Genomic DNA, 20,800 nt, shown 5'->3' with positions numbered 1-20,800 from the left:
GCTTACCGGCGCTGGCAGGGTGCCTCCCCCAGCCTTCGGCCGGGGGGACCCCCAGCGCCCACCCGTGCCGCCCTGCGGCACGCCTGCCCGCAGCTGTGTCTTTGTCTTTCAGGGGCGCTGGGGGTACCCCCGGCCGAAGGCTGGGGGAGGAACTGCGCGAGCAACCCCCAGCCACCCGCACCCGAACTACGGCCGTCCCCTCTCCGGCAGGAGGCGTGAGCCCGCCAGGCGTTGGCCGATCGCGTCGTCCGGGTTGGACAGGACGCAGCTGCTCAAGGACAGGCACCCGCAGCCGATGCAGTCGGTCAGGTGGTCGCGGAGCCGGTTCAGCTGCCTGATGCGCTCGTCCAGTTCCGCGCGCCAGGCAGCCGAGAGGCGGGCCCAGTCCTCCCTGGTCGGGGTGCGTTCCTCGGGGAGTTCCGCGAGGGCCTCGCGGATCGTCGCGAGGGGGATGCCGACGCGCTGCGCCGCCCGGACGAAGGCCACCCGGCGCAGCGTGTCTCGGGTGTAGCGGCGCTGGTTGCCGGAGGTCCGCCGACTGCTGATGAGGCCCTTGGACTCGTAGAAGTGCAGCGCGGAGACGGCGGCGCCGCTGCGCGCGGCCAGCTGGCCCACGGATAGCTCGTGAATCTTCTCGGGAATCTGCGGCACCCCGCAGAGCCTACCCACCGGTGCCGGTCGCGGTCCGTTGACAGGGGGCTCACACCGGACCATGCTAAGCAGTTGCTTAGACAATGCATGCGTGACCCGTGAGTGCGAGAGGGCCGGCAACATGGCAGAACCGAGGATCTTCACCTCCCCCGACGAGCTGAAGGCGGCCGTGGGCGAGCAGCTGGGCTACACCGACTGGCTGGAGGTCGACCAGAAGCGGATCGACCTGTTCGCGGACGCGACCGGCGACCACCAGTGGATCCACGTCGACCCGGAGAAGGCGGCCGCGGGACCGTTCGGCACGACCATCGCGCACGGCTACCTGACCCTGTCGCTGCTCCCGCTCTTCGGCCCCCAGCTGATCACGGTCGAGGGCGTGAAGATGGGCGTGAACTACGGCACCAACAAGGTCCGCTTCCCCGCCCCCGTCCCGGTCGGCTCCCGGCTGCGCGCCACCGCGAAGATCACCGGCGTGGAGGACGTCACGGGCGGCGTGCAGGTGACGGTCGCCTTCAGCGTGGAGCGCGAGGGCGGCGACAAGCCGGTCTGCGTCGCGGAGTCGGTGTCCCGGTACTACCTCTGAGGGTGGGGGGCCGCTACTTGGCCCCGACCATCCGCAGCACGAGGTCGGCGTAGAGCGCGCCGACCTCCTCCGGGGTCCGGGGACCGTTGACGTTGAACCAGCGGGCGACGTCAATGGAGAGCGACAGCACCGCGAGGGTGGTGCCGTGCACGTCGATGACGTCGAACTCGCCGGAGGCGACGCCCTCCTGGATGATCCCGCGCACCTCGGCGTCGACCTGGCGGCGCAGGTCCAGGATCTCCGCGCGGGCGTCGGGGCCGAGGGCGTCGAGCTCGTACTGCACGACCCGGGCGGTGGTGCGCCGCCCGGCGTGCCAGCGGACGAAGGAGCCGACGGCGTCGGCGAGCCGCTCGGTGGCGGTGCCCTCGCGCCGGGCGGCCGTCTGGAGGATCTCCAGGGCCTTGTCGTGACCGATGCGGCTGATCCGGTGGAGCAGCTCTTCCTTGGTCTTGTAGTGGATGTAGAGCGCGGCGGGGCTCATGCCGGCCCGGCCCGCGATGTCGCGGGTGGTGGTGGCGTGGTAGCCGCGCTCGGCGAAGGCCTCCACGGCGGCGACCAGCAGCCGCCTGGCCGCGTCAGGGGTGACCTCTTCCCACGGCTCGACCTCGCCGCCGGTCGTCTCCTCCGCCGTACTCATCGCTCGCTCGCCCCTCTCGATACCGGAGCTCCACCATACCGCCCCGGCTGAGCGAGCGCTTAGTGTGCCCGCTCAGAGCTTTTCCCGGGCGGCAGGGGGCTCAGAGCTTCTCGAAGGGGTCGTGCTCGGCGAGCAGCTTCTCCAGCCTGGCCTGGTCGACGCGGCTGACGATCTGCCCGGCCTCCTGGCGGTCGCGGACGACCTTCGCGAGCGTGAAGGCGGAGGTGACGAGGTAGAGCACGGCGATGCCGAGGAAGCCGCGGACCCAGGCGTCGGCGTGCAGCCGGAAGATGCCGATGGCGGTGGCCGTCAGGGCGAGGGCGAAGGAGGCGACGGCCTGTCCGTAGAAGGCGGCCGTGTTCTGGTGTCTGACCGGTGTGTCGCTCATGGGTAGAGCATCGGCCGACGCAGTCCGCGCCACATCCGTCCGGCTACTCTCCCCGTACTCAGGGACGTACTCAGAACGCCGAGACGCCCGTCAGTGCCCGCCCGATGAGGAGTTTCTGGATCTGGCTGGTGCCCTCGTAGAGGGTCATCACGCGGGCGTCGCGCAGGAGTTTGCCGGCCGGGTACTCGTCGATGTAGCCGTAGCCGCCGAAGACCTGGAGGGCGTTGTTGGCGGCGCGCACGGCGGCCTCGGAGGCGAAGAGCTTGGCCTTGGAGGACTCGGTGGCGAACGGCAGCCCCCGGTCGATCAGGTCGGCGACCCGCCAGGTCAGCAGCCGGGCCGCGTCCACGTCGACGGCGATGTCGCTGATGAGTTCCTGGACGAGCTGGTGCCCGGCGATCGGCGTGCCGAACTGCTCGCGCTCCCCGGCGTAGCGCACGGCCGCGTCCAGGGCGGCCTGGGCTATCCCGACGCAGCCGGCGGCGACCGACATCCGCCCCTTGGCGAGCGCGGACATGGCGACCGAGAAGCCCTTGCCCTCCGGGCCGAGCATCGCGGCGGCGGGGACCCGGACGTCCTCCAGGACTAGCTCGGCGGTGGCCTGGCCGCGCAGGCCGAGCTTGCCGTGCAGGGGGCGGCGGGTGAGGCCGGGCGTGTCGGCCGGCACCAGGAACGCGGAGACGCCCTTGTGGCCGGGGGCGTCGGTGGAGCGGGCGAAGAGCAGGACGACGTCGGCCCAGGTGCCGTTGGTGATGAACATCTTGGCGCCGTTGACGACGTAGTCGTCGCCTTCGCGAACGGCACGGGTGGTGAGGTTGCCCGCGTCGGAGCCGGTGCCGGGTTCGGTGAGGCCGAAGCAGCCGACGTACGAGCCGGAGGTGAGCCCCGGCAGCCAGCGCCGCTTCTGCTCCTCGGTGCCCCAGGCGGCGACGGTCTTGGCGACCAGCCCCAGGGACACGGAGACGATCCCGCGGACCGAGGAGTCCCCCCGGCCCAGCTCCTCCGTCACCAGGCAGTACGCGAGATGGTCGCCGCCCGAGCCGCCGTACTCCTCGTCGACGGTCAGACCCAGGAAGCCGACCTCGCCGAGCTTCTTCACGATCCCCCGGTCGACCTCCTCGGCGCGGTCCCAGGCGATCACGTTCGGGGTGATCTCGCGGTCGACGAAGTCCCGGGCGAGCTGCCGTACGGCGGTCTGCTCCTCGCTGAGCCCCAGGTTCACCATGTGATCACCCTTTAAATTAGCACTGCTAGTTTCTTTCCCCGGCCCTACTATGTGCGCCATGGCCCGACCGCGCAAGCCCCTCCTCAGCACCGACCGGATCGTCCGGGCGGCCCGGGAACTCGTGGACGCGGAGGGCCTGGCGGCTGTCTCCACCCGCCGGCTCGCCGCCGAACTGGGGGTGAGCGGGCCCTCGCTCTACAACCACTTCCGCACCAAGGACGAGATCCTGGAGGCGGTCGCGGACTCGGTCAGCGCGCAGGTCGACCTGTCGATGTTCGAAGAATTCGGGCACGACGGCGGGCGGGACTGGCGGACCGCGCTGCACGACTGGGCGGTGTCCTACCGGGCGGCACTGCGGGCCCACCCGAACATCGTCCCGGTCCTCGCCCGGGGACCCGGCCGCCGCCCGGCGGGCCTGCGGCTCGCCGACGTGGTCTACGGCGCGATGGTGGACGCGGGGTGGCCGCCGGCGCAGGCGACGTCGATCGGGGCGCTGATGCGGTACTTCATCATGGGGTCGGCGCTGGGGTCGTTCGCCGGGGGCTTCGTGGACGACGCGAGCGCGTACGATCCGGCCGACTATCCGCACCTGGGCCAGGCGCATCTCCTCTCGGAACGCCAGGAGAAGATCGACGAGCGGGCGTTCGAGACGGGGTTGCGGGCGTTGCTGGACGGGTTGCAGGAGCAGTTTCCGCGAGTGCGGGGGACCGCGTAGGGGTGGTTCGGCCCGGCTTCGGCTGCGGGCGCGTGGGGGCTGGTCGCACAGTTCCCCGCGCCCCTGAAGGGGCGCTGCAGCGGCCGCGTCTCAAAGCCGCGGGCGGCGTCGCAGCTTCTCAGCCGCGGGCAGTCGTGCCGCTGGGGCGGCACGGGTGGGCGCGGGTGGCGCCCGGCCAGCGCCGGTGAGCGTCCCCTCCCCCGGCCCTCAGCCCCGACCCACCCGTCCGAAATCCGCCAGCCCCGGCCCGCCCCGCCTCCTTACCCTCGACCACATGAACAAGCCCGCCGCTACCACTCCGCACCGCCTCCTCCCCGTCGCCGCAGCCGTCGTCGCCGTCGTGCTCTGGGCGTCGGCGTTCGTGTCGATCCGCAGCGCGGGCGACTTCTACTCCCCCGGCGCGCTCGCCCTCGGCCGGCTGCTGTCCGGGGCGGCCGTGCTCGGGCTCCTGTGTGTCGTGCGGCGCGAAGGGCTGCCGCCCAGGTCCGCGTGGCGCGGCATCGCGCTGTCCGGCGTGCTGTGGTTCGGCTTCTACATGGTCGTGCTGAACTGGGGTGAGCAGCAGGTGGACGCCGGGACGGCCGCCCTCGTGGTGAACGTCGGCCCCCTGCTGATCGCCCTGCTCGGAGCCCGGCTGCTCGGTGACCCCATGCCGCCCCGGCTGCTCGCGGGGATGGCGGTGTCCTTCGCGGGCGCCGTGACCGTGGGGCTGTCGATGGCCGGCGGAGGCGGCTCCTCGGTGCTGGGGGTGGTGCTGTGCCTGCTCGCGGCGGTCGCCTACGCGGCCGGTGTCGTCTCCCAGAAGCCCGCGCTGGCCCGGGCGAGCGCGCTCCAGGTCACGACGTACGGGTGCCTGGTCGGCGCCGTCGCCTGTCTGCCGTTCGCCGGGCAGCTGGTGCGGCAGGCGGCCGACGCTCCCCTGTCCGCCACCCTCAACATGGTGTATCTCGGTGTCTTCCCGACCGCGCTCGCCTTCACGACCTGGGCGTATGCCCTGGCCAGGACCACTGCCAGCCGGATGGGCGCGACGACGTACGCCGTGCCGGCGCTGGTGGTGCTGATGTCGTGGCTGGCCCTCGGCGAGGTCCCGGGGCCGGTCACCCTGGCGGGCGGGGTGGTGTGCCTGGCCGGTGTGGCCGTGTCCCGGTCCCGGGCGGCGCGGGCGGACGCTCCCCGGGCCGTGACCACGGCCGGGGAGCCCCGTTCCGAGCAGGTGCCGTGACGGCCAGTCAGAAGACGACCAGCGCCCGGCCGCCCTTGCCCGCCAGCATGTTCTCGAAGGCGACCGGGATGTCCGCCAGCGCGATCCGTTCGGTCACCAGCGCGCCGAGGTCCAGGCGGCCCGCCCGGACGTGTTCGGCGAGCAGCGGCAGGTCGCGGGCCGGGTCCGAGTTGCCGTAGACGCAGCCGGAGAGGGTGCGGCCCCAGTGGAAGAGCTCCAGGGCGTTGAAGGTGACCTGTTCGGTCCTGGCTCCGATGCCGACCACCGTCGTACGGCCGCCCCGGCGGGTGGACTCCCAGGCCGCGCGGATGCTGACCGCGCGGCCCACGCACTCCACGGCGACGTCGACGCCCTGCTTGCCGGTGAGGGAGCGGATCGCGCGGGGCGTGGTGTCGGAGGCGAGGACGTAGTCCGTGGCGCCCGCCGCCCGCGCCAGCGCTTCCTTCTCCGGTGAGACGTCCACCGCGATGATCCGGGAGGCGCCCGCGATCCGGGCCGCCTGGACGGTGGCCAGGCCCACCCCGCCGACACCGAACACCGCCACCGTCTCGCCCTCGCGGACCCGCGCCGAGTGGTGGACGGCCCCGTAGCCGGTGAGGACCGCGCAGCCGAGGAGGGCGGCGTCGGTGAGCGGGATGCCGGCCGGGAGCGGGAGGACGCAGGACTCGGGGACCACGGTCTCCTCGGCGAAGGCCGCCACGTTCAGGCCGGGGTGCAGGTCGGTGCCGTCCGCGGTGCGGGCGTAGACCTCGGCGGAGCCGTTCAGCGCGTTGGCGCAGAGCCAGACCTCGCCCAGCGCGCAGGCGTGGCAACTTCCGCAGGAAGGGGCCCAGTTGAGGACCACCGGGTCACCGGGCGAGAGACGGGTGACGCCCTCCCCCACGGCCGCCACGGTGCCCGCGCCCTCGTGGCCGAGGACCGCCGGGACCGGCACCCGCATGGTGCCGTCGGACAGGGAGAGGTCGGAGTGGCAGACACCGGCGGCGGCGAGGCGGACCCGGACCTGTCCGGGGCCGGGGTCCGGGAGTTCGACGGCGGTGACCGCCAGCGGGGCGCCCACGGCGGGCAGTACGGCGGCTCGGACCGTGAATGTCATCGCAGCGGCCTCCTCAGAACTGCAGGGACTTGGTCTGGAGGTACTCGGCGAGGCCGTGCGCACCCAGTTCGCGGCCGACGCCCGACTGCTTGTAACCGCCGAACGGGGCAAGGGGGTTGAAACGTCCGCCGTTGATGTCGACCTGACCGGTGTCCATCCGGCGGGCGAAGGCCACCGCCTCCGCCTCGTCCCCGGCCCAGACGGCGCCCGCGAGCCCGTAGACCGTGCCGTTGGCGATGCGCAGGGCGTCGTCCTCGTCGGTGTAGCGCAGGATCGACAGGACCGGGCCGAAGATCTCCTCCTGCGCGATCGTCATCTCGGGGGTGACGTCGGCGAAGACGGTCGGGCTGACGAAGTAGCCCTGCTCGTGCGGTGACTCGGGACCGCCGGCGACCAGCCGGGCGCCCTCCGCGATGCCCTTCTCGATGTAACCGCGCACCCGGGCCTGCTGCCTGGCGCTGACCACCGGCCCGATCCGCTCGCCGTACTTCGCGGCCGCCGTGGCCGCCAGCTCCACCGCCTCCTCGTACCGGTCGGCGTGCACCAGCATCCGGGTCCAGGCGCTGCACGTCTGGCCGGAGTTGGACATCACGTTGGCCACGCCGACGTTGACGGCCCTGGCGAGGTCGGCGCTCGGCAGGATGACGTTCGCGGACTTGCCGCCCAGTTCGAGGGCGACCTTCTTCACTGCGGCCCCGGCCACCGCGCCGATCTGTCTGCCGACGGCCGTGGAGCCGGTGAAGGAGACCAGGTCGACACCCGGGTGCTCGGCGAGAGCCTGCCCGGCGACCGGGCCGAGGCCGGTGACCAGGTTGAACACGCCTGCCGGGAAGCCCGCTTCGTGCACCGCCTCCGCGAACAGCTGGGCGGTGAGCGGCGTGTTCTCGGCGGGCTTCAGCACGACCGAGCAGCCCGCGGCGAGCGCCGGGGCGACCTTGGCGACGATCTGGTGCAGCGGGTAGTTCCAGGGGGTGATCGCGCCGACCACGCCCACCGGTTCCTGGTAGACGGTGGAGTTGCCGACCTTCTCCTCGAAGGGGTGGGTGGCCGCCAGTTCGGCGTACGAGCCGGCGACCGCGATCGGCACGCCCGCGTGGACCGCCTGGGAGAACTGCGGCGGCGACCCCAGTTCGGCGGTGACCGTCTCGGCGATCTCGTCCTTCCGGGCCGCGAGCGCGTCGCGCAGCGCGGCGAGCCGGGCGGCCCGCTCGGCGGGCGGGGTGGCGGCCCAGACCGGGAGGGCGGCACGGGCGGCGCGTACGGCGGTGTCGACGTCCAGCGCGCCGCCCGCCGGGACCCGGCCGACGACCTGCTCGTCGACCGGGTTCACGACCTCGATCACGTCCCGGCTCTCGGCGGCGCGCCAGGCGCCGTCGATGTACAGGCCGTCGTGTGCCTTCATGCTGCTTCCTCCCGGCGGGGCTGCGTCGTCCGAGTCACAAACTAGCGGCGATAGTTTTAGCGCGCCAGACGTGCCCCGGGACCCGCTTCGGGGCCATCAGAAGTCGACCTGGGCCTGCTCGTCCACCCTGCCCACGCTCTCCTGCGCGAAGGCCTTCTCGTAGGCCCGCCGGATCTCCTCGATCTTCCGGCCGCCGCCCTTCGCCGCCGCCTCCGGATACAGCAGGACCAGCACGTACGACCGCTCCTTCTCGATCGTCCCGTGCGCGTCCCGCCACTGCCCGCGCCCGTTCAGCACGGTGAGCCCGTCGGGGAAGTCCGGGGTGACCTCCTTGTCGACGAAGGCCGTGAACTGCCGGTCGGTGACCGCCGGTCCGCCGTCCGGGCGGGCGGTGCCGAAGAGCAGCCTGGTCTCGATGTACGGCTTGCCACGCGCCGGCGCGGCGGAGTGATGGTCGTCGGCGAGTGCCGTGAACGCGGTCGGAACGCCGGCCAGCAGGACGCCGGCCACGGCGAGGGCCGACCGGTTGCGGAGGGAGTGAGTGCCCATGCCTCCTTCCTAGAGGCGCCGCCCCTCCCAGGTCCCCGATTCCCGCCCGGGTTCACTCGTCCAGGTCGAGATGCGGTCCCCCACGGGTCATTTCGTCGCGGTCAGGTGGGCGAAGACCACCACGTTGCTGGTGTAGCCCGTCCGCCGGCTGAAGAGGCCGCCGCAGGTGATCACGCGGAGTTCGGGGCGCCTGGTCGGGCCGTACACCTCCTTGTCGGGGAAGCCGGCCTTGTCGTAGACCTTCACCCGGTCCACGGTGTACACGGCGGTACGGCCGTCCGCGCGCCGGGCGTCGATCCGCTTGCCGGGCTTGACCTGGGCGAGCGCCGCGAAGACGGCGGGTCCCGTCCTGGTGTCGCGGTGGCCGACGGCGATCGCGAGGCCGGACTCGCCCGGCGTGGCGCCGCCCTGGAACCAGCCGATCAGCTTCGGGTCGTCCACCGGCGGTGTCTCCAGCTGCCGGCCCCGGTCGAGCCGGACCCCGATCACCGGCGCGTCGACACCCAGAAACGGGATGCTCATCGACGTGGGCCGGGACCGGGAGAGCGGGCGGGGCGGGGGCCCGGAGTCGTCCGCGCCCGGGCCGGCCGCCGCGAGGGCGTCCGACCCGTCCGGCGCGGCCGACCCGTCGTGCCCCCACCACCGGACCACTGTCACCAGGACGATCGCCAGCAGCGCCGTCCTGACGAGGCGGTAGGCACGGGTCCGGTACCAGGGCCTGCGTCTGCGCCTACGCGGCGCCATGGGGGCGACGGCGGATCAGCCGGACGTACACCACGCCGCTGGCGGCGACCAGGGTGACGGCCGTGGCCGCGGCCACGGGCGAGAACGCGGCCGTCGTGTCGGCGATGCCGCCGCCGCCCGCGTGCACACCGCCCTGCGGGCCGTTGTGGTCGTCACCGCCCTGCCCCCAGGAGGAGTCGCTCCGCTGGCCGTCCTGGATCTGCCCGTTCTGACCGCCCTGACCGCCCTGGTCGTTCGAACCGCCGTTCGGGCCGCCGTTCTGGTCGTTCGGGCCGTCCTGGCCGTTCGGACCGTTCTGGCCGTTCTGGTCCTGCGCCCCGTCCTGCCTGCCGTCGTGGCAGTTGACCCGGAAGATCTTCTCCTTGTTCGCACCGTTCACGATCCACGTGAGCCGGTACTGCCCGTCGGCCAGCCCCAGCGGGTCGGTGTGACCGGCGCCTCCGGCGAGCTGGATGCTGCCGGTGACGCTGGCGGCGGTGGGCAGCGGGGGCTGCGGGGTGATGGTGTAGTCGATCGTGCGCAGGATGTCGAAGTTGACGGCGTCGAGGTAGAACTTGCAGACCAGCGGGTCGTCCTTCGAGACGCCGAAGGGCACGCCCACGCGGTGGAGCCTGATGTCGCCGTTCTCCCCCACGGCTGCCGCGTTCGGAGCCGCCACCCACGACGCTCCCGCCGCGGCGAGGGCGGTGAGGACGACGGTGGCGCCCGCACGGGAACCGGCGGTGCGTGGATGTGTGAGCGTGACCATGCAAGCTCCTCCGAGTTAGATGATTTTCATACAAATCGACCTTTCGTCTGGACTGTCACCCATGCACTCCACGACCCGCGGCATCCACGTCCGACGCGCCGTCAGATATCGCTCGTGCGGCGCAACGCCGGGCCCTTCCGCCGCGTCGACGGCACCGCACCCGCGCCCCCGCCCTGTCCCGCAGCCCCCGGCGAGCGCACCGCAACCCCCGCCGACACCAGCAACAACGCCCCCAGCATCACGAACGGCGCGGCCACCCCGGCCACTCCCGCCAGCAGCCCCGCCCCGGCCGGCGCGGCCACCTGTCCCAGCCGGTTGCCGGTCAGCCGCAGCGCGAGCGCCGTCGAACGGGCGCCCTCGGGCGCGGCCTGGACGACCGTCGTCATCGACAGCGGCTGCCCGACCCCCAGGCAGAAGCCGAGTACGGCGAGCATCAGGGCCAGCGCCCACACCGGCACCGGGACCGCGATCCCCGCACACAGCACGGCCGCCAGGAAGCAGGTCACCGTCAGCAGCAGCGGCCGCCCGAGCAGCCGCAGCAGCGGTGTGAGGACGAGCCGGCAGGCGATCGTCGCCCCCGCCCGCACACTGAGCAGCACGCCGACCACGGCCGGGGAGATGTCCCGGTGCTCGCCGACCACGGGAAGATACGCGGTCAGGATGTCGGTCGCGGACAGCACCGAGAGGCTGATCAGCATGCCGGCGGGCACCCCCCGGGCCCGCAGGATGCGGCCCACCGGCACCCGGTCCCCCGCCGCCGGACCCGACGCGACCGCCGTACGGTCCTCGATCCGCCACAGCGACGTGAACGCGACCGCCGCCCCCGCACCCGCCACCACCAGCGCGAGCGCACTCGTCCCCGCCATGTCCGGCGCGCCGATGACGGCCCCCGCGGCGATCGGCCCGACCAGCTGGCCCAGTGAGGCGCCGATGGTGAAGTGGCCGAAGTTGCGGTCCTGTTCGTGCGGCGCCGACTGGCGGGCCACCAGCGACTGCGCGCCGATCACGAAGCAGAGATGGCCGAGGCCCATCACCCCGCTCCACAGGGCCATCGCCCAGAGGGAGTTGGCGAGTCCGCTGAGCGCGCAGCCGCCGGATATCAGGACGACGCCGACGGGCAGCAGGGGTGCGCAGCGGCCGTGGTCGGTACGGCGCCCGAGCGGTACGGCGGCGAACAGCGGGAGCAGGGCGTAGACACCCGCGAGGACACCGACGGCCCGTTCGTCGGCGCCGAGGGCGAGCGCCCGGTAGGAGACGGCGGGGCGGGCCATCGAGACGGCGCCCTGCGCGAAGCCGAAGGCGATGACGAGACGGAGCAGCCAGCGGCGGTTCCTGCCGGGCGCCATGGTGAAACCTCCCAGTGGTATGTCACATACTTCCCCCGCCCGGTGCCATGTCACATAGCGCTGAGTGCTATGTCACATGACACCGAACAGGATCCCCGCCCCGAGCACCACCACCGAAGTCAGCGCAGCCCACTTCACGACGAACCGCGTGTGGTCGCCGAACTCGACCTTGGCCATGCCGACCAGGACGTAGACGGCGGGCACCAGCGGGCTGGACATGTGCAGCGGCTGGCCGACGATCGAGGCGCGGGCGATCTCCACCGCGGGGACGCCGTGCGCCTGCCCGGCCTCGGCGAGCACCGGGAGGATGCCGAAGTAGAAGCCGTCGTTCGACATGAAGTACGTGAGCGGGATGCTCAGCACGCCGGTGACGAGGGCCATGTGCGGGCCCATGCCGTCGGGGATGTTGCCGACCAGCCAGTCGGCCATGTGGTCGACCATGCCGGTGCCCTGGAGGACGCCGGTGAAGACGGCGGCGGCGAAGACCATGCCGGAGACGTTGAGGACGTTCTCGGCGTGCGCGGCGATCCGGGCCCGCTGAGCGGGCATCTGCGGGTAGTTGACGGTGAGGGCCAGGGCCGCGCCGAGCAGGAACAGCACCGGGATCGGCAGCCACTCCATGATCATGGCGGTGAGCAGGGCGACCGTGAGCAGCGCGTTGAACCAGTACAGCCTGGGCCGCAGGGTCTCGCGGTGCGGGTCGAGGCCCTGGAAGCCGTCGGCCTCCGGCTCGTCGGCCGGGTCCGCGCCGCCGGTGCCGCTGCCGGACCCGCCGACGCTCCGGGCACCCTTGCCGCTTCCGGCACCGGCACCGGCACCGGCACCGACCAGGACGGTCTCCGTCTGCGGGTCCTCCACCAGCGCCTCGTCCAGCGTCAGCACGCCGAGCCGCTTGCGCTCGCGGCGGCCGAGGACGTAGGCGAGGGCGAAGACGAACAGCAGACCCGTGGCCAGCGCGGGGATCATCGGCACGAAGATGTCGCTCGCGTCCAGCTTGAGCGCGGTCGCGGCGCGGGCGGTGGGGCCGCCCCAGGGCAGGGTGTTCATCACGCCGTTGGCCATCGCGGCGACACCGGTCATCACGACCAGGCTCATCTTCAGGCGCTTGTACAGCGGGTACATCGCCGAGACGGTGATCATGAAGGTGGTGGAGCCGTCGCCGTCCAGCGAGACGATCGCGGCGAGTACGGCCGTACCGACGACGATCCGCAGCGGGTCGGCCTTGCAGAACCTCAGGATCCCCTTGACGACCGGGTCGAAGAGGCCGACGTCGATCATCACACCGAAGTAGACGATCGCGAACATGAGCATCGCCGCGGTGGGCGCGAGGCTGGTGACGCCGTCGATGACGTAGTCGCCGAGGTGGGCACCCTTGCCGACGACCACGCAGAACAGTGCGGGGATCAGCACGAGCGCCGCGATCGGCGACATCTTCTTCAGCATGATCAGGACCAGGAAGGTCGCGATCATGGCGAAGCCGAGGATGGTCAGCATGAGTGGATTACCTAACGTTCGCCCTTGAACTCCCACCAGGGCCGGCGGTGCGACGACGTTAGGTCGCGTCAAACGTCGTTAACAAGACGTTGACACGCGAGCAATAAGCGCGAAAGTCCAGGTCACGGGGTTGCGGCCACTTCGGCGGTCACCTCGGCGGCCACTTCGGCGGTCACCTCGATGGGGATGCCGTTGAGGACGGCGTTGCCGGACAGCGGGTCGAGCAGGCTGCCGTCGAGGAGCTGGTTGACGTTGACGCCGGGGGCGGTGGCGGCGTGGCTGAGCCGGGTGCCGGGGCGGTCGTGGCCCCAGCCGTGCGGGAGGCTGACGACGCCGGGCCGGACGCCGTCGGTGACCTCGGCGGGGGTGACCACCTCGCCGCCGGCGCCCTTGACGCGTACGTCGGCGCCGTCGCGCACGCCGAGCCGTTCGGCGTCCTCGGGGTGGATGTGCAGGGTGCAGCGGTTGGTGCCGCCGGTGAGGGCGGGCACGTTGTGCATCCAGCTGTTGTTGGAGCGCAGGTGGCGGCGGCCGACGAGGACGAGGGCCGCGGGGCTGGTGCCGAGGGCCGCGCGCAGCCGGGGCAGGTCGTCGGCGAGGGGCCGGGGCAGCAGTTCGGCCTTGCCGCTCCTGGTCTTCAGCGGCTGCGGGAGGCGGGAGGTGAGGGGCCCGAGGTCGATGCCGTGCGGGTGGGCGAGCAGCTGCTCCAGGGTGAGGCCGTCGGGCCGGACGCCGAAGCCGTCGCCGTAGGGGCCGAGGCGCAGCATCAGGTCGAGCCGGCGCTCGGGGCCGGTGTCCCCGGTGAGCAGCCCGGCGAGTTCCTGCGGGTCCCGGCCGTGCACGGGCGAGTGGGTCTCGCGGACCGCCTTCCCCAGGGTCTGGCCGATGACCATGTCGTCCACGGCGGACGGTTCGGCGCCGTGCATGCCGCCGGCCGCGAGGATCAGCCGGGCGTGGATCTCGGTCTCGGCCATCCGGCCGGGCTCCAGCGGGACGGCGGGGCGGGAGTAGCGGACCTGGTTGCGTACGGCGAGGGTGTTGAAGGCGAAGTCGTGGTGCGGGCTCTGCGAGGGCGGCGGCGGGGGCAGCACGACGTCGGCGTGGCGGGCGGTCTCGTTGAGGTAGGGGTCGACGCTGACCATGAAGTCGAGGGAGTCCAGGGCCTTGTCGAGGCGGTCGCCGTCCGGGGCGGAGAGGACGGGGTTGGTGGCGATGGCGATCAGCGCCCGGATCGGCTCGCCCTCGGGCGTCGCGGTGTCGATCTCCTCGGCGAGCGCGGAGAGCGGCAACTCGCCCTTCGCCTCGGGGTGCCGGCTGACCCGGGAGTGCCAGCGGCCGAGCGCGAAGCCGCGCCCGGGCCCGGCGGGGCGCGGGGTCCGGTCGGTGGCGGCCAGCGGGAAGAGCGCGCCGCCGGGCCGGTCGAGGTTGCCGGTGAGGATGTTGAGGACGTCGACGAGCCAGCTGGCGAGGGTGCCGTGCGGGACGGTGCAGCTGCCGATCCGGGCGTAGACGGCGGCGGTGGGGGCGGCGGCGAGTTCGCGGGCGAGGACGCGGATGGTGCCGGCGTCGACGTCCGTGGCGTCGGCGACCGCGTCCGGGGTGAAGTCGCCCAGTTCGGCGCGGAGTTCGTCGAGCCCGTCGATGTGCGGGGCGAGGTGGCCGAGGTCCACCAGGTCCTCCTCGAAGAGGACTTGGGCCATCGCGGCGAGCAACAGGGCGTCGGCGCCGGGCCGGATGGCGATGTGCCGGTCGGCGAGCTTGGCGGTGCGGGTGCGGCGCGGGTCGATGACGGTGAGGGTGCCGCCGCGGGCCTTGAGCGCCTTGAGCTTGCCGGGGAAGTCGGGGGCGGTGCACAGACTGCCGTTGGACTCCAGGGGGTTGGCGCCGATGAGGAGCAGGTGGTCGGTGTGGTCGAGGTCGGGCACCGGTATCGCGTTGGCGTCGCCGAAGAGCAGTCCGCTGGAGACGTGCTTGGGCATCTGGTCGACGGTGGACGCGGTGAAGACGCTGCGGGTGCCGAGGGCGCCGACCAGGACCTGCGGGTAGAGGCCGCCGGCCACGGTGTGGACGTTGGGGTTGCCGAGGACGACCCCGACGGAGTCCGGGCCGTACCGCTCGACGACGCCCCGCACCCCGGCGGCGACCGCGTCGAAGGCCTCCGCCCAGGTGGCCTCGCGCAGTTCGCCGTCCCTGCGGACGAGGGGGGTGCGCAGCCGGTCGGGGTCGGCGTCGACGGCGCCGAAGGAGGCGCCCTTCGGGCAGATGAACCCCTTGCTGAACACGTCGTCGCGGTCGCCGCGGGCGCCGGTGACGCGGGTGCCCTCGATGCTGAGGGTCAGGCCGCAGGTGGCCTCGCACAGGGGGCAGATGCGCAGGGCGGTGCGGGGCATGGGGGCCTCCCGGAAGTCACGGAACTCGGCCCGAGCATACCGATCGGTATGTCGAGTGGGGAGCCCCTGGCGGGGGTGAGGTCGCAAACCTGCGCGCACGCGCATCACCCGGGCCGGCGCCGGGGCGCGGGCGCTTGGCGGGGCACCGCAGGTGGGCGCCTCAGGGGGCGCCTCAGTCGAAGAGGATGATTCCGTTGCGGGTGCCGACTATCAGTTCGCCGCGGGGGCCGGCGGCGAGGGCGGTGCACGGGGAGGGAAGGTCCACTTCGCGGCGGACGGTGCCGGTGCGGGTGTCCAGGACGACCAGCGCGTCCCTGCTCGCCACGGCATAGGACGTGCCGCCCGGCAGGAGGGCGGCGTGGTCGACGTCCACGCGTGTGACGTGCTCGTGGGCCACGGGCGGCGGTGACGGCGGACGGCGGTAGAGGCGGCGTCCGCCGGTGGCGGGACGGTGCCGGGGCGGGCGCTCGTCGGGACCGGTGAAGCGGGGCAGCAGGGACTCCCACGGGATGATGCGGGTGTAGTGCCCGCCGGTCACCAGGAGTTCGTCGCCGCCCGGCCCCGTCAGGGTGAACGCCTCGGTCATGTCCAGCCCGTGCAGGACCGCCCAGCGGCGGGTCGACGTGTCCAGCACCCGTACGCCCACCCCGTCGACGTGGACCAGGACCAGCAGCCGGCCCGCGCACTGCACCGCGCGCACCGTGCCGGCCTCGGTGTCCTCCGCCTCGGCCGAGCACGGCTGGTCGTACCGGGGTCCGTGGGCGATGTCGTGGACGGCGACATGGAGGTCAGCGACGGTGCCGTAGGCCAGCGGATTGGGCCGCGCGTCCCAGACCGCCAGCGAGAGCAGCGCCTGGGCGTCCGGTCCGTCCGGGAGCACGGCCAGCCGTACCCGCTCCCGGCGCTGGTGCGGCACGGGGGTGACCAGGGGCCGTCCCGCGGAGGCGACGGCTCCGCGGGTGCCGAAGTCCCAGTATTCCAGCAGGCCGTCGGCGCCCCGGGAGAACAGCAGCGGGCGGACCGCCCGGCCGGGCGACCGCCAGGCGACGGTGGCGAGTTGCTGCACCCCGCCGCCGCTGACCGGGCGCAGCCGCCGCAGCAGCGCCCCGGTCTCGCCGTCCCGTACCTGGAGCGACCCGTCGGCGCTGCCCGCGACGACCGCCAGGCGCCCGTCGAGGGTCACCGCCGACACCGCGGACACGGGCCTTACCGCGTCCAGCAGTTCCACCGCGCGCCGGCCCTCGGGAGTCTCCCGCACCTGCCAGACCTGTCCCTGCTCGTCCCCGCACAGCAGTCCGTCGCGGGTGGCGTGCAGCGAGCCGACGGGCTGCGGCATCCGCCGCTCCCAGCCGTCGTCCAGGCAGACCAGCCGGGAGTCGGTGCCGCAGCCGAAGAGCCGGCCGCCGGCATGGGCCAGGGCGAGGACGGTGCCCCGGTGTGCGGCACGGGCCGGTCCCAGCGGCAGGTACCCCGGCAGCGACCACTCCCGGACGGATCCGTCGAACGCGCCGGCCGCCAGCCGCCCCGAGCCGTCGGGGGCGAGGGCGAGCGCCGTGAGCCACACCGGCTCGTCCGGGGCCGGGCCGAGCGAGTACATCCGGCCCGCGCCCACGTCCCAGCAGGCCATCCGGCCGGACCCGGTACCGGCGACCACCACGTCCCGGCCCCGGACGCGGCCCGCCGTGACGGCGGTGACGATCTCGGGAAGGACGAACTCCTGCTCGGCCACGGGGAGTCCGTCCCGCAGCACGAGTACCGCGACCCGGCCGCCGTGCTCTCCGGTGACCACGTAGGACCGGCCGTCCGCCGTGTGCCCCACGGCGGCGCAGCCGATCAGCGGGACCTCCCAGAGACCCGGGTCGAGGACCCGGCGGCGCCACAGCTCGTGCGGCCGGTCCAGGTCCCAGCAGCGGATCCGGGCGTCCACGCCGACCGTGAGCAGCGCGGGCGCGCCGCCCGGTCCGCGGATCTCACCGGCGGCCAGCAACGCGCCCTCGTGCGCGGTGATCTGCACCGAGTCGGCGGCGTGGACGGAGGGCCAGAAGCGGACGACCCCGTCGGAACCGCCCGCGCAGACCGTGCCGCCGGCCGCGCAGACGGCCGCGGCGGCGTGTCTTCGGACCTGGCCGCCCACGCGCTCCCCGGACACCAGGTCGTAGAGCTGGAGACCGCTGTTGTTCCCCTGCACGGAGACACAGGCGGTGGGTCCGAGGTCGAAGGCGGCCACCCGGCTCGCGGTACCGGGGTCGACCCGCAGCGGCAGGCCGATCGGACGGCCGCTGTCCAGGTCGATCCGGTGCAGCTGGCCGTCGGCCGTGACCACGGCGACGATCCGCTGCCGGCCGACCCGGTGGACCGCGAAGGACGCGACGGCGAAGGCGCTCCGCAGCAGGGTCCGCAGCGGCCCGCGGGTGGCGACGGCGGACAGCCGGACCGTGTGGTCGTCGCCCGCGGTGACGAAGAGGCTGCCCTGCGGGTGGCCGGCCACCCACTCGATCCGGGTGACCGGTCCCTCGTGCCCGGTGGTCACCTCGACGCCCGCTGTGCGGCTTTCGGTGTCGAACGGCACCACCCGGCCGTCCTCGTACCCCAGCAGCAGCGTCAGGTCCGGCAGGCCCTCGGGCGCCGCGCACGCGGTGATCCGGGTGCCCGGTCCCTCGGGGGTGAGCGCGAGGAGGAACTCGGCCGACTGCTCCTCCGCGCGCTCCTCCCAGTCGCTGATCTGGAAGTCCCACAGGGCCCGGCGTTGCACCCGGGTCAGCGGAGGGTGGGCGCGGGTGGCGCCGAGCCGGTAGACGAGGAGCCCGCCGTCGAGGCGCAGCGCCACCGTGCCGGCCCGGCCGTCGGCCCCCGCGAGTACGGCCACCTCCGACGGCGGCTCCGGAAGGCGCCGCTCGGGTTCGGTGTCCGTCGGGGCGGGCGGCAGCAGCCAGGTCTGCCGCCCGTAGTCCCCCCACAGGTGGAGCAGGCGCGCGTAGTTCTTCGTGACGATCTTCTTGTTCTCGATCGCCAGGCGCCTGGTCCAGGTCAGGCCGGCCGCGGCGCCCGCCACCTGGGGTGTCGCCGTGATCGTCCACGCGTACGGGTCACCCCGTTGCGGGTGCACCTGCTGCCAGGTGCCGCTGTCCAGGTCGCACCACATCGCCCCGTCCCAGGGCGACAGGTCCAGGAACCGGGCGCCGTACTGCTCGGGCACCACCACTCCGTTCCCGACCCCGAACATCATCGCCGCGTACCGCCGGTTGCCCTCGTGCGGGTTCCATGCCGCCCAGCGTGCGCGCCACGGCAGCTCGCCCTCCCCGGTGTCGCAGGAGTCCGCCAGGGGCTGCGCCTTGCGGCACACCGCCGCCAGCCGCAGTCGGGCCCGGATCCGCGGGTCCGCGCCGGCGCCCGCCCGGTCCCGCAGCTGCTCCTCCAGGTCGCGTATCGCCTGCCCGGCGCGGCGGCCCTCGGGGGTGCGGAGGCCGGGCAGGGCGGCGAGCAGCGGGCCCGGTTCGGCGCCCAGGACGAAGGCCGCGTCCTGGACCAGGGGATCGAGGACCCCGCCCGCGCCGGCGTGCAGGGCCAGGTACCGCCGGACATAGGGGTGTTCGATGTCCCGCAGCACCCTCGTCACCGTGCGCTGGATCGCCGCCGCGTCCCGGCCCTCGCGCAGGTACTCGATGAGCGCGCGGTGGTAGACCCGGTAGACCGACCCGCCGCTCTCGACGCTTTCCACCACGTAGGACCCGGCCGCCTGCCGCAGCCAGACGATGTGCTCGTCGCGGTACTGCGTGCCGGTGAGCGCCGAGGCCAGCCGGGGCCAGATGCCGGCCCAGGGCAGGCCGGCGCCCTGGGTGTAGGCGAGCGGAAGGAGGAGGTCGCGGGCCCGGGCGGCCAGCGGGCCGAGGCGTTGGACCAGGTCGCGTTCCATCGCCTCGCCCGGCAGCCGCGGGAGCCCGTCGCGCCATCGCCGGTCGTACGGGTCCGGCGGCCGGGGTTCGCGGGCGATGGTGCGGGCGGTGATCCGGGCGACCAGGAAGGACCGGCCGGCGGCCTCCGCGACCGCCTCCGCGATCTCGTCCACCAGCCGGGGTACGGCGGTCCTGAGGACCGAGCCGTCGGCGCACAGCAGCTTGCGGGTGTAGGCGCGCACCGCGTCCGGGTCGCCGTACCGTTCGGAGTCGAGGTCGATGCGCGGGCTGGCGGCGGTCAGGCGGGCGGCGACGTGGGGGCGGGCGCCGATCAGCAGGCGCAGCTGGAGACGGCGTTCGGGGTCGCTGAGCGGGAGGAACAGTTCGTCCAGGGCGTCGTGCGGGGTTAGCGCCTCGTCCAGCGAGTCGACGAGGACGACGAGCGGGCGGGTCCTGGTCTGGAGGTGCGCGGTGAGCGCCCCGAGGGAGTCGGCGGCGCAGCCCGCGGCCGCCGACAGGGCGTCGAGGAGCTGGCGGGTGGAGAGATGGCTCGCGTTGATGCGGACGTCCACGTCGCCGGGGCGGGGCAGCAGCGCGGGCAGCCCGGTGCGGGGCACCGACTCGCTGCGGTGGTCGTCGGTGAGGACGGCCACCATGCCGAGCAGTGAGGACTTGCCGGACCCGGGGTCCCCGGTGACCACGCAGAGGCGTTCCCCGGCCCGGCGCGGGTCGAGCCAGGTGGTGATGTCGCCCAGCGCCGCGTGGCGGCCGGTGAAGTCCCAGACGTCCTCGGTGGGCACGTCGGTGCCGCGGGCGCGGGGCACGAAGAACTCCCGCATGTCCTGGTCGCGGGCGCCGCGTTCGCGGGCGCCGAGATCGACGATGCGGTCGATCTCCTCCAGCCTGAGCCCGGCGGAGTCGGGCACGTACCGGGGGTTGGGGAGGAAGGCCGGGATGTCCCCGGTGGCGTGGGTGAGGGACCAGACGGGCCGCTGGGCGGCGGGGATCTCGGGGTCGCTGCGGATGGCCGCCATGACGTGTTCGAGGCTGATGTGGGCGGGCGCGTTCCCGGCGGTGGCCGTGCGCCGCACGGCCCGGTCGAAGGCGGCCGACAGAGCGCCGGTGTACGCCTCCTCCTTCCGGCGGGACGACGAGACGAGGACCAGGCCGGTGGTGCCGTGCTCGGTGACCGGCTCCCGGAAGCGGCGGGCCTCCAGCGCGCCGCGCAGTGCCCGGTCGGCCCCCTCCTCGGAGTAGCAGGCGTCGATCAGCACCAGGAGCCGCTCGACGGGGGTGTCCTCCCAGAGCTGGGCGACCAGGTCCTCGGTGGGCAGGGCGGTGCCGCGCAGATCGCGGGCGTCGCTGTCGTTCAGCAGCAGGTAGTGGCGTCCGCTGTGCTCGGCGGTGACCCCGTGCGTGGCGAGATAGAGGACGACGTAGTCCTCGGGACTGCGGTCCGGGGCCGTGGCGAACGCCCGCAGCGCGTCCTGGAGCTGGCGGCGGGTCGGGTCGAGGGCGAGGTCCGTGCCCCGGCGGTAGCCGAGCGGCCCGAGGAAGAGTTCCTCGATCCGGCGTACGTCGTCGGCGAGTTCCGCGCGCTCCGCCTCGGGATGCGCGGCCACGGAGGTGACGGCGGCGGCGATGAGGAAGCGGCGCGGGGTGCCCGGCAGCGGGCCGTCCGCCGCCTCAGCGGGGCGCCGTGCCGCGCCCATGGTCC

The 20,800-nt window shown here is 73.5% G+C and carries 16 protein-coding genes; 3 read left to right on the top strand and 13 right to left on the bottom strand.

Annotated features, from left to right (window positions below; translation table 11 throughout):
• Window positions 1–186: 186 nt before the first annotated feature.
• The gene (soxR, locus tag ACFZB3_RS46755) at window positions 187–651 is read right to left on the bottom strand and encodes a redox-sensitive transcriptional activator SoxR (RefSeq protein ID WP_391389341.1); all 465 of its coding nucleotides are present in this window, start codon (window positions 649–651) and stop codon (window positions 187–189) included.
• Between the two features lie 121 nt (window positions 652–772).
• Between soxR and ACFZB3_RS46750 the strand changes: the two genes are divergently transcribed.
• Window positions 773–1,234, top strand: coding sequence for a MaoC family dehydratase (locus tag ACFZB3_RS46750; protein ID WP_390046111.1), 462 nt, complete (start codon window positions 773–775; stop codon window positions 1,232–1,234).
• A gap of 13 nt (window positions 1,235–1,247) precedes the next feature.
• On the opposite strand, the gene ACFZB3_RS46745 is transcribed toward ACFZB3_RS46750, so the two are convergent.
• From ACFZB3_RS46745 to ACFZB3_RS46735, 3 genes are all read right to left on the bottom strand, one after another.
• A complete protein-coding gene (locus tag ACFZB3_RS46745; protein ID WP_391389338.1) occupies window positions 1,248–1,871 on the bottom strand; it encodes a TetR family transcriptional regulator in 624 nt (207 codons plus the stop codon).
• Window positions 1,872–1,971: 100 nt separating this feature from the next.
• Window positions 1,972–2,259 carry a YiaA/YiaB family inner membrane protein gene (locus tag ACFZB3_RS46740; RefSeq protein ID WP_093504975.1) on the bottom strand — a complete coding sequence of 96 codons (288 nt, stop codon included), beginning with the start codon at window positions 2,257–2,259 and terminating at the stop codon, window positions 1,972–1,974.
• Between the two features lie 70 nt (window positions 2,260–2,329).
• Window positions 2,330–3,481 carry an acyl-CoA dehydrogenase family protein gene (locus ACFZB3_RS46735; protein ID WP_391389359.1) on the bottom strand — a complete coding sequence of 384 codons (1,152 nt, stop codon included), beginning with the start codon at window positions 3,479–3,481 and terminating at the stop codon, window positions 2,330–2,332.
• A gap of 61 nt (window positions 3,482–3,542) precedes the next feature.
• On the opposite strand from ACFZB3_RS46735, the gene ACFZB3_RS46730 reads away from it, so the two are divergent.
• Together ACFZB3_RS46730 and ACFZB3_RS46725 are read left to right on the top strand one after the other, a co-directional pair.
• Complete coding sequence (locus ACFZB3_RS46730; protein ID WP_391389335.1) at window positions 3,543–4,199, top strand: TetR/AcrR family transcriptional regulator C-terminal domain-containing protein; 657 nt, start codon at window positions 3,543–3,545, stop codon at window positions 4,197–4,199.
• A gap of 274 nt (window positions 4,200–4,473) precedes the next feature.
• Window positions 4,474–5,421 (top strand): EamA family transporter, encoded by a 948-nt coding sequence (locus ACFZB3_RS46725; RefSeq protein ID WP_391389334.1) that lies wholly within the window; start codon window positions 4,474–4,476, stop codon window positions 5,419–5,421.
• Window positions 5,422–5,428: 7 nt separating this feature from the next.
• Here the strand turns inward: ACFZB3_RS46725 and ACFZB3_RS46720 are convergent, their stop codons facing one another.
• The 9 genes from ACFZB3_RS46720 to ACFZB3_RS46680 all read right to left on the bottom strand — a co-directional run bounded on the left by ACFZB3_RS46720 (window position 5,429) and on the right by ACFZB3_RS46680 (window position 20,795).
• Window positions 5,429–6,517 (bottom strand): zinc-binding dehydrogenase, encoded by a 1,089-nt coding sequence (locus ACFZB3_RS46720; protein WP_391389332.1) that lies wholly within the window; start codon window positions 6,515–6,517, stop codon window positions 5,429–5,431.
• 13 nt (window positions 6,518–6,530) lie between these two features.
• The gene (locus ACFZB3_RS46715) at window positions 6,531–7,919 is read right to left on the bottom strand and encodes an aldehyde dehydrogenase family protein (protein WP_391389330.1); all 1,389 of its coding nucleotides are present in this window, start codon (window positions 7,917–7,919) and stop codon (window positions 6,531–6,533) included.
• 96 nt (window positions 7,920–8,015) lie between these two features.
• A complete protein-coding gene (locus ACFZB3_RS46710) occupies window positions 8,016–8,468 on the bottom strand; it encodes a DUF3574 domain-containing protein (protein WP_391389328.1) in 453 nt (150 codons plus the stop codon).
• Between the two features lie 87 nt (window positions 8,469–8,555).
• Window positions 8,556–9,212: a class F sortase gene (locus ACFZB3_RS46705; protein ID WP_391389326.1), complete on the bottom strand. Its 657-nt coding sequence runs from the start codon at window positions 9,210–9,212 to the stop codon at window positions 8,556–8,558.
• Window positions 9,199–9,960 (bottom strand): hypothetical protein, encoded by a 762-nt coding sequence (locus tag ACFZB3_RS46700; RefSeq protein WP_391389324.1) that lies wholly within the window; start codon window positions 9,958–9,960, stop codon window positions 9,199–9,201. Before ACFZB3_RS46700 ends, ACFZB3_RS46705 begins: the two co-directional genes overlap by 14 nt.
• Window positions 9,961–10,061: 101 nt before the next feature.
• Window positions 10,062–11,306, bottom strand: coding sequence for an MFS transporter (locus ACFZB3_RS46695; protein WP_391389323.1), 1,245 nt, complete (start codon window positions 11,304–11,306; stop codon window positions 10,062–10,064).
• 72 nt (window positions 11,307–11,378) lie between these two features.
• Window positions 11,379–12,800: a citrate:proton symporter gene (locus tag ACFZB3_RS46690; protein WP_391389321.1), complete on the bottom strand. Its 1,422-nt coding sequence runs from the start codon at window positions 12,798–12,800 to the stop codon at window positions 11,379–11,381.
• Window positions 12,801–12,922: 122 nt separating this feature from the next.
• Window positions 12,923–15,190 (bottom strand): molybdopterin-dependent oxidoreductase, encoded by a 2,268-nt coding sequence (locus ACFZB3_RS46685; protein ID WP_391389319.1) that lies wholly within the window; start codon window positions 15,188–15,190, stop codon window positions 12,923–12,925.
• A 172-nt stretch (window positions 15,191–15,362) separates the two neighbouring features.
• The gene (locus tag ACFZB3_RS46680) at window positions 15,363–20,795 is read right to left on the bottom strand and encodes a caspase family protein (protein ID WP_391389317.1); all 5,433 of its coding nucleotides are present in this window, start codon (window positions 20,793–20,795) and stop codon (window positions 15,363–15,365) included.
• Window positions 20,796–20,800 lie beyond the last annotated feature (5 nt).

The organism is Streptomyces sp. NPDC008092 (assembly GCF_042957285.1).
Lineage (GTDB): Bacteria > Actinomycetota > Actinomycetes > Streptomycetales > Streptomycetaceae > Streptomyces.
This window is presented reverse-complemented; position numbering and strand designations above follow the sequence as displayed.